8 protein-coding genes are annotated in these 6,810 nt (G+C 66.5%); 3 read left to right on the forward strand and 5 right to left on the reverse strand.

Translation table 11 applies throughout. From position 1 onward, the window contains the following. The 4 genes from JHC99_RS16400 to JHC99_RS16415 all read right to left on the reverse strand — a co-directional run. Window positions 1–209, reverse strand: a 209-nt coding sequence (locus tag JHC99_RS16400) for a rod shape-determining protein (protein WP_292155672.1), incomplete at its 3' end; no start/stop codon positions are given. Window positions 210–462: 253 nt separating this feature from the next. Beyond that, entirely contained in the window at window positions 463–912 is a 450-nt protein-coding gene (locus tag JHC99_RS16405) for a hemerythrin domain-containing protein (protein ID WP_292155674.1), read from the reverse strand. Between the two features lie 72 nt (window positions 913–984). Next, window positions 985–1,749, reverse strand: a complete 765-nt coding sequence (locus JHC99_RS16410) for a VTT domain-containing protein (RefSeq protein ID WP_292155676.1) — start codon at window positions 1,747–1,749, stop codon at window positions 985–987. Then, complete coding sequence (locus JHC99_RS16415; RefSeq protein WP_292155678.1) at window positions 1,713–2,786, reverse strand: hypothetical protein; 1,074 nt, start codon at window positions 2,784–2,786, stop codon at window positions 1,713–1,715. The genes JHC99_RS16410 and JHC99_RS16415 overlap by 37 nt, the downstream gene beginning before the upstream one ends. Window positions 2,787–2,870: 84 nt before the next feature. Here JHC99_RS16415 and JHC99_RS16420 point away from each other — a divergent pair, with 84 nt between their 5' ends. Beyond that, window positions 2,871–4,076 carry a pyridoxal phosphate-dependent aminotransferase gene (locus tag JHC99_RS16420; protein WP_292155679.1) on the forward strand — a complete coding sequence of 402 codons (1,206 nt, stop codon included), beginning with the start codon at window positions 2,871–2,873 and terminating at the stop codon, window positions 4,074–4,076. A 9-nt stretch (window positions 4,077–4,085) separates the two neighbouring features. On the opposite strand, the gene JHC99_RS16425 is transcribed toward JHC99_RS16420, so the two are convergent. Continuing rightward, window positions 4,086–5,054, reverse strand: a complete 969-nt coding sequence (locus tag JHC99_RS16425; protein ID WP_271147133.1) for a polyprenyl synthetase family protein — start codon at window positions 5,052–5,054, stop codon at window positions 4,086–4,088. A gap of 178 nt (window positions 5,055–5,232) precedes the next feature. Between JHC99_RS16425 and JHC99_RS16430 the strand changes: the two genes are divergently transcribed. Both JHC99_RS16430 and JHC99_RS16435 read left to right on the forward strand, forming a co-directional pair. Continuing rightward, window positions 5,233–6,012, forward strand: coding sequence for a methyltransferase (locus JHC99_RS16430; RefSeq protein ID WP_292155681.1), 780 nt, complete (start codon window positions 5,233–5,235; stop codon window positions 6,010–6,012). A 96-nt stretch (window positions 6,013–6,108) separates the two neighbouring features. Beyond that, window positions 6,109–6,561, forward strand: a complete 453-nt coding sequence (locus JHC99_RS16435) for a hypothetical protein (protein WP_292155683.1) — start codon at window positions 6,109–6,111, stop codon at window positions 6,559–6,561. Window positions 6,562–6,810 lie beyond the last annotated feature (249 nt).

Consider the following 6,810-nt stretch of genomic DNA (forward strand, 5'->3'; position numbering starts at 1 on the left):
GCTTCCATGTGGCCGGGGGTGCGGCCCAGCATCTGCTTGGCCTCGATACCGACGGCGTGGACGATTTTCCGTCCGCCCACGTTGCGAAGTGCGACCACCGACGGCTCGTTCAGGACGATGCCCTTGCCCTTCATATAGATCAGGGTGTTGGCCGTCCCCAGATCCATGGCGATGTCGTTGGAGATGGCGCCGAAGAGGTGTGAAAACATGGGGGTCTGGTACCGTCTCGTTCTGGCCGCTCAGGGCGTTCTTTTACATCCGAAGGCTTCGGCGACCCCCGCTGCACGCATCCCCATACGCGCCGCGTCCTGTCTGTTCCGCCTGACCGACTGTGCGCCCGTTTGCCCGCATGGTGAGGCGATTACAAGTCCTGATACCCTGCGATCCGACGCACGTGATCACGAGCGAGTTACGGCCTCGCTTGGCCTCGACGGCCGCTCGCCCGCGAGGCGAGTGATCCGCTCAGCCGACTGCCCGCCGCGCCGTAATCGGTGCCCGGGCCAGGGCTTCGAACGCCGGGTAGAGTTCGGTGTTCTCACGCTCGACCCGCAAGGCCAGGGCACCGATGACGCCCGCCGTCGCCGCCGAGAACCGGGTAGGATCCGCCGCGATCGCGGCCGCCGTCCACTGATCATGGTACGCGACCCAGGCACCGCGAATCCCGCCCATTTCCTCGGAGCAGTCGGCCGCCATCGCGGCGACCTCGCTGTCGGGTCCGGCCAGTAGCGCGGGGTACAGATGGTCGTCCTCGAGCGTCAGATGTTCGATCAGCATCCTGTGGATCCCCTTGATCGCCGCCCGCGCCTCTTCGGCGTCGTGGCGGGTCTTGATCATGTCGCCCAGCCCTCTCAGGCCCGTGGCGTGGATCATGATCAGACGATGCTGCCGCCTCAGTTCGTGGATATCCAGCATGGGGTTACGCTCCTGACAGGCACCCCTTTTCCTGCATAATGTCTAAACGGTGCTGAAGACGCCTATAGGTAGTTATACGTCACCGGCGGCCTCGCGACGCTTGACGACCTCCCGCACCAGAAGCATCAGCGCCAGCCAGGCGACCGCGACGGCCGCCAGGATCAGCGACGTCCAGACACCGTCGCCCCGCACCGCCGTCATGAACGATCCCCCGAAGAATGCGACCAGTGCGGTCTTGGGCAACACGCCCAGCGCGCACCCCGCCAGATAGGCCGGGAACGACGCCCGCGCGGCGCCGAACGCCATGTTCACGACGATGAAGGGGGCTGAGGGGACGTTCCGGATCATGAAGGACGCATAGAAGGCGTTCTTGCCCACGAACCGCGTCATCCGCCCCATGGTCTTGCCGCCGAACCGCTCGACAAGCCGCGCCGTCGGCCCTCGCCCGAGCCAGTAGGTCACCCCCGCCGAGGCAATGGTCCCGATCCAGCTGTAGGCGAACCCCCACCACGGCCCGAACACGACGACGCAGGCCGCGATCAGGACGAACTGCGGCACCCCCAGAAACGCCGAGGCCGTGAACAGCACGATCGCCGCCACCAGCCCCCAAGGCCCGGACCTGAATCCGCCCAGCCAGTCCTCCAGCCGCGCCTCCGCCCCCAGGGCACCCTGCCCCAGACCCAGCGAAGACTTCCCGAACGCGAACAGCCCCACGATAACCGCGAACAAAAGCAGCGTCGCCAGGATCGCCCGCCAGCGGCGGGCTTCCATGTTGAGGATGAAGTCGAGGATGGGGCGCATCAGGGTGCGGCCGGTGTGAACGGCTCGACCACCCATGTCGAAACCATCCAGTCGAACAGGTTGGGGTCCCAGACCCAGGTCTGCCGATAGGCCGCCCTGTACCATTGGGCTTCGTCGCCGACGCCAGTCTGATAGGACACCACGCCTTGGATGACGGCCTCGCGTCCGGTCCTTCCCTCGAACTGGACAGGCCGGAACGTCAGGGATGGGTGGGCCTTCAACTGGGCGACGACGAACTCGGCGACACGGTTGTTGGACCCTCGATCCGTCCTGATCGTCTCGCCGGCCCAGGTCAGCTCCGGTGACCCGTTCGTGCCGAGATAGGCGCGCCATACACCAGCGTCCAGCAGATCAAGCCCCTGTCGCGGAGCCCCCGACCTGACCCGATTGCGAAGCTCCGCCGCTGCAAACCGGTCGCCCTTCAGGCCAAGGCAGGTCGCCAGGATGGTGACGGTGTTCCGCTGCTGGGTCTCATCCAGCAGGCCGCAGGGTGGGATCGCCTTCACCGCCTCGTCGGCCAGCATGAAGGCGAAGGTCGATCCAAGGTTTCCGCCGCACGTCCCTTGGGTGATCCGCCGCGTCGGGACCACAGTCCGTCCGTCGGGCGTACTGTTCGCCATCTCCACCGTGGTCACCCACGCGTGCAGACACATCGGTGGAAACGGCGGCAGGGGTCTTCCGTCCGGCCCCGTCCGCACCGGCTGCGGCAAAGGTTCAAGCGTCCGATCCGCGAACACCGACTGGCTGCGGACACGGGCCCATGTCTCAACCGCGACCGGACTGCTCATCTTCTGACCTTCAGCGCCGTAGACGACGACCGTGGGGTCCTGTCCCGGCCTGCGTTCAAAGCTGACGGTCGGCATCTCGTTGCCGTAGCCATCGATGAAGGACGCCCGGTAGGTTTCCACCCCGGCCGTGGCCTCGTCCTCGATGGACTCCAGTCCGAATGTCTTCAGCACGGCCGCCCGGTTCTCCGCAGCGCACCGATCCGCACCGTTGTCGTCCCGACAGTCGCGTGGAACCTCGGCCGACTGTCCGACGATAGCCAGACTGAACAACACGGCGAAAAGCATTCGACACCTCCGGCACTGTCTTCATTTGCACGCAGCCCCCCCTGCCCGTAAACAGCGGCCGCCTCCCGAGAACGAGATTCCGCCATGTCCGACCTGCAGTCCGCCGCGCTCGCACGCGTCAAGCCCTCCGCCACCATCGCGGTCAGCGCCAAGGCGCGGGCCCTGGCCGCCGCCGGTCGCGACATCATCGGCCTGGGCGCCGGCGAGCCGGACTTCGACACCCCGGACAACATCAAGGCCGCCGCCATCAAGGCCATCACCGACGGCCACACCAAATACACCGACGCCGACGGCATGCCGGCGCTGAAGAAGGCCATCGTCGACAAGTTCGCCCGCGAGAACGGCCTGACCTACGACGTCAACCAGATCCATGTCGCGCCGGGCGGCAAGCCGGTGATCTTCAACGCCCTGGTCGCCACCCTGAACCCCGGCGACGAGGTCATCATTCCGGCCCCCTACTGGGTATCCTATCCCGACATGGTCCTGCTGGCCGGGGGCGAGCCGGTGTTCGTCACGGGCGAAGAAGCCGACGGCTTCAAGCTGCGTCCCGAGGTGCTGGAGGCCGCGATCACGCCACGCACCAGGTGGCTGATCCTGAACTCACCGTCGAACCCGACCGGCGCCGCCTATACCCGGCTGGAGCTGCACCGGCTGGCCGAAGTGCTGCGGCTGCATCCGCACGTCTGGGTCCTGACCGACGACATGTACGAGCACCTGACCTTCGACGGGTTCGAGTACACGACGATCGCCCAGGTCGCGCCGGACCTCTACGACCGCACCCTGACGGTCAACGGCGTGTCCAAGGCCTATGCCATGACCGGCTGGCGCATCGGCTATGCCGGCGGGCCCAAGCCGCTGATCGACCTGATGCGCAAGGTGGCCAGCCAGACGACGTCGAACCCCACCTCGATCAGCCAGTACGCCGCCGTCGAGGCTCTGAACGGCACTCAGGCTTTTCTTAAGCCCCGCAATGACGCCTTCCAGGCGCGCCGCGATCTGGTCGTGTCCATGCTGAACCAGGCCACCGGCATCCGCTGCCCGAACCCCGAGGGGGCCTTCTACGTCTATCCGTCGGTCGAGGGCCTGATCGGCAAGACGACCCCGTCCGGCGTCGTCATCACCGACGATGAGGTCTTCACCACCGAACTGCTGGAAGCCGAGGGTGTGGCGGTGGTCCAGGGCTCGGCCTTCGGCCTGTCCCCCTATTTCCGCATCAGCTACGCCACCAGCGAGGCGGTGCTGGAAGAGGCCTGCGGGCGGATCCAGCGGTTCGCGGCGAGCCTGAAGTAGCAGGCTTCGTCAAGCCGCCCGGCTGACCGCGAAGTCCGCAAGCGTCTCCAGCGCGTCGCGCCAGTCGCTGCGGGGCAGGATCGACAGCGCCGCCTTGGCCGCGTCGGCATAGTCGCCCGCCGCATCAAGGGTCGCCGACACCGCACCGGTGCCGATGATCAGTTCGCGCGCGCGGCGGAAGTCGTCCTCGGTCCGCTGGCCCTTGTTGATGGTGCGGTCCCAGAAGGCATCCTCGCGCCCACGGGTGCGGGCCACGGCCAGCAGCAGGGGCAGGGTCACCTTGCCCTCGCGGAAATCATCACCGGCGTTCTTGCCCAGGGCCTCGGACGAGCCGCCATAGTCCAGCGCATCGTCGGCCAGCTGGAAGGCCAGACCCAGGTTCAGCCCATAGGAGCGCAGCGCCGCCGTCGTCCGGTCATCCGCGCCCGACCCGACCGCTCCGGCCTCGGCGGCGGCGGCGAACAGTTCGGCGGTCTTGGCCGAGATGATCCGCAGATAGGTTTCCTGGTCCAGGTTCAGGTCGTGGGCCCGCGTCAGTTGCAGCACCTCGCCCTCGGCAATCACGCTGGACGCATTGGCCAGAATGCCCAGGGCGCGCATCTGCCCCGTCTCGACCATCAGCTCGAAGGCCCGGGCGAACAGGAAATCGCCGACCAGCACGCTGGTGGCATTGCCCCAGATCAGATGCGCGGCGACCTTGCCCCGACGCTGTTCGGATCCGTCGACGATGTCATCGTGAAGCAGGGTCGCCGTGTGGATGAACTCCACCGCCGCCGCGAGCTTGAGCGGATGCGCGATGTCGCCGCCCGCCGCCCGGGCAGCCGCCACCGTCAGCAGGGGTCGCATCCGCTTGCCGCCCGCCGAGACGATGTGTTCGGCCAACAGGGGGATCACCGGCACCTGGGACTGCATCCGGTCCAGAATCAGCGCGTCGACCGCCGCCATGTCGGCCTGGGCCAGCCGCGCCAGGGTGTCCACGTCACCGGCGGGGCGGGCGTGCGATCGGGCGGGGCTCAGGGTGACGGCGTCCACGGAAACGATAACTCTCTGAAAACCGGGCAGTGCGAAGAGACAACGCCCGAAAGGCTTCGCGGGGTGTCTTGCTGCGTCGCGAACGCCGGGACAATGGTGATCGTACCATGAAGGGTCAAGCTGCGTGACCGTCACACCCCCGCCCGAAAACGACGATGCGGTCGTCGAAAACGCCCTTCTGGGCGGTCGCGTTCGCCTGCGCCAGCCCGTACGGGGCTATCGCGCCGGCATGGACGCAGCGCTTCTGGCCGCCGCCGTCCCCGCCAGGCCCGGCGAGCGGGTGTTCGAGGCGGGGTGTGGTGCGGGCGCCGTCCTGATGCAGATCGCGGCGCGGAGACCCGGCGTCGCCCTGACCGGACTGGAGCGCGAACACGCCGCCGCCGACCTGGCCCGCCAGAATACGGTGCTGAACGACGCCGCCGACCGCACCACGATCCTCACCGGCGACGTCGCCGACGGGTTCCGACCGCTCGGCCTGCCCCTGTTCGACTGGGCGGTGTCCAATCCGCCCTTCTTCGACGACCCCGACGCCCTGCGCGCGCCCGCACCCGGCAAGCGCGCCGCCTGGATGGCTGACGACGGTCTGAAGGCCTGGACCGACATCCTGCTGGCCTCGGTCAAGGACGGCGGGCGCGTCGTGGTCATCCACCGCGCCGACCGGCTGGCCGATCTGCTGGGCCTGCTGGGTGAGAAGGCCGGTTCCTTCGTCATCCTGCCGATCCAGCCGTTCGCCGAGACGCCCGCCAAACGGGTCATCGTCCGGGCGATCAAGCGGGGCCGCGCGCCGCTGGTCCTGCACCCGGCTCTAGTGCTTCATGACCGGTCAGGAGCCAAACACACCCATCAGGTCGAAGAAATTCTCACCGGGGGCTCAAAACTGAAACTGGAAAGACAGCGCAGTTAATCTCCTTGCGCAGCCTTATCTAAAGTTGTGTGCTCGCCCGAGCATTTCATGGGTTGGGCGGTTACGATGAGACCTCTGTTCACTGGATACGTCTCAGTGATTGTCATTGCTGTCGGCGGATGCGCCAGCAGCACCGGCAATCTGGCTGAACTCGAAGCGAAATGCGTTCCCCTGGAAACCAGCGCACGTTTTTCGTGTTGGTGGTCCAGCGACACCGCGCCGCTCACCCATTGCGTCATGCGGGACGAGGACGAGCCAAGATGCAATCTTCGCCAGAAGGCGGCAGTTTATTTTAATCGAGGTGCTTACACCGCACGTGTTCTTGACCGACCCTCACAAGGAAACTGGACTGTCCTGTCGGTGTTTGAAGACGCCGATGGACGGATTGGCCTGAAGGCGACAAGGACGTCGGGAGAGACGTTTCTGATCCATCACTCGGAAACGCCGATTGACATCAACGCCACCGCACCGACCGAGCCCAAATGGCCCCGCTGGCCAGCCGGTATCGAGTCCGGCCCCCCTCATGCTCATCAGCGAAACCCGGACTGAACTGAAGCTACCCCCCTAGGCCGTCTGAGCCGTTACATCGTCATCGCTGGCACCGAGGACGCAGCCCGGATCGGCCTCGGCTGCGCCGCGTTGTCCGGGGATGACGTGATTCAACGGACTCCCGCCGCAAGGCGTCGGGAGGTGGGAAGGGCCGGCGGAGCGTCCGGGCTCTCACCCGGAATAGGGGTAGTGATTACCGTTTCGGCGAAAGACGAACGCTCCGCGTATGTGGTTTTCGCAGGAGCTGTA

It is taken from the genome of Brevundimonas sp. (assembly GCF_016463485.1).
GTDB lineage: Bacteria > Pseudomonadota > Alphaproteobacteria > Caulobacterales > Caulobacteraceae > Brevundimonas.

Excerpts from the sequence above, each read along its gene's own strand:
- JHC99_RS16415 (WP_292155678.1), bottom strand. The coding sequence starts at position 2,786 with ATGCTTTTCGCCGTGTTGTTCAGTCTGGCTATCGTCGGACAGTCGGCC.
- JHC99_RS16410 (WP_292155676.1), bottom strand. The coding sequence starts at position 1,749 with ATGGGTGGTCGAGCCGTTCACACCGGCCGCACCCTGATGCGCCCCATC.
- JHC99_RS16405 (WP_292155674.1), bottom strand. The coding sequence starts at position 912 with ATGCTGGATATCCACGAACTGAGGCGGCAGCATCGTCTGATCATGATC.
- JHC99_RS16420 (WP_292155679.1), top strand. The coding sequence starts at position 2,871 with ATGTCCGACCTGCAGTCCGCCGCGCTCGCACGCGTCAAGCCCTCCGCC.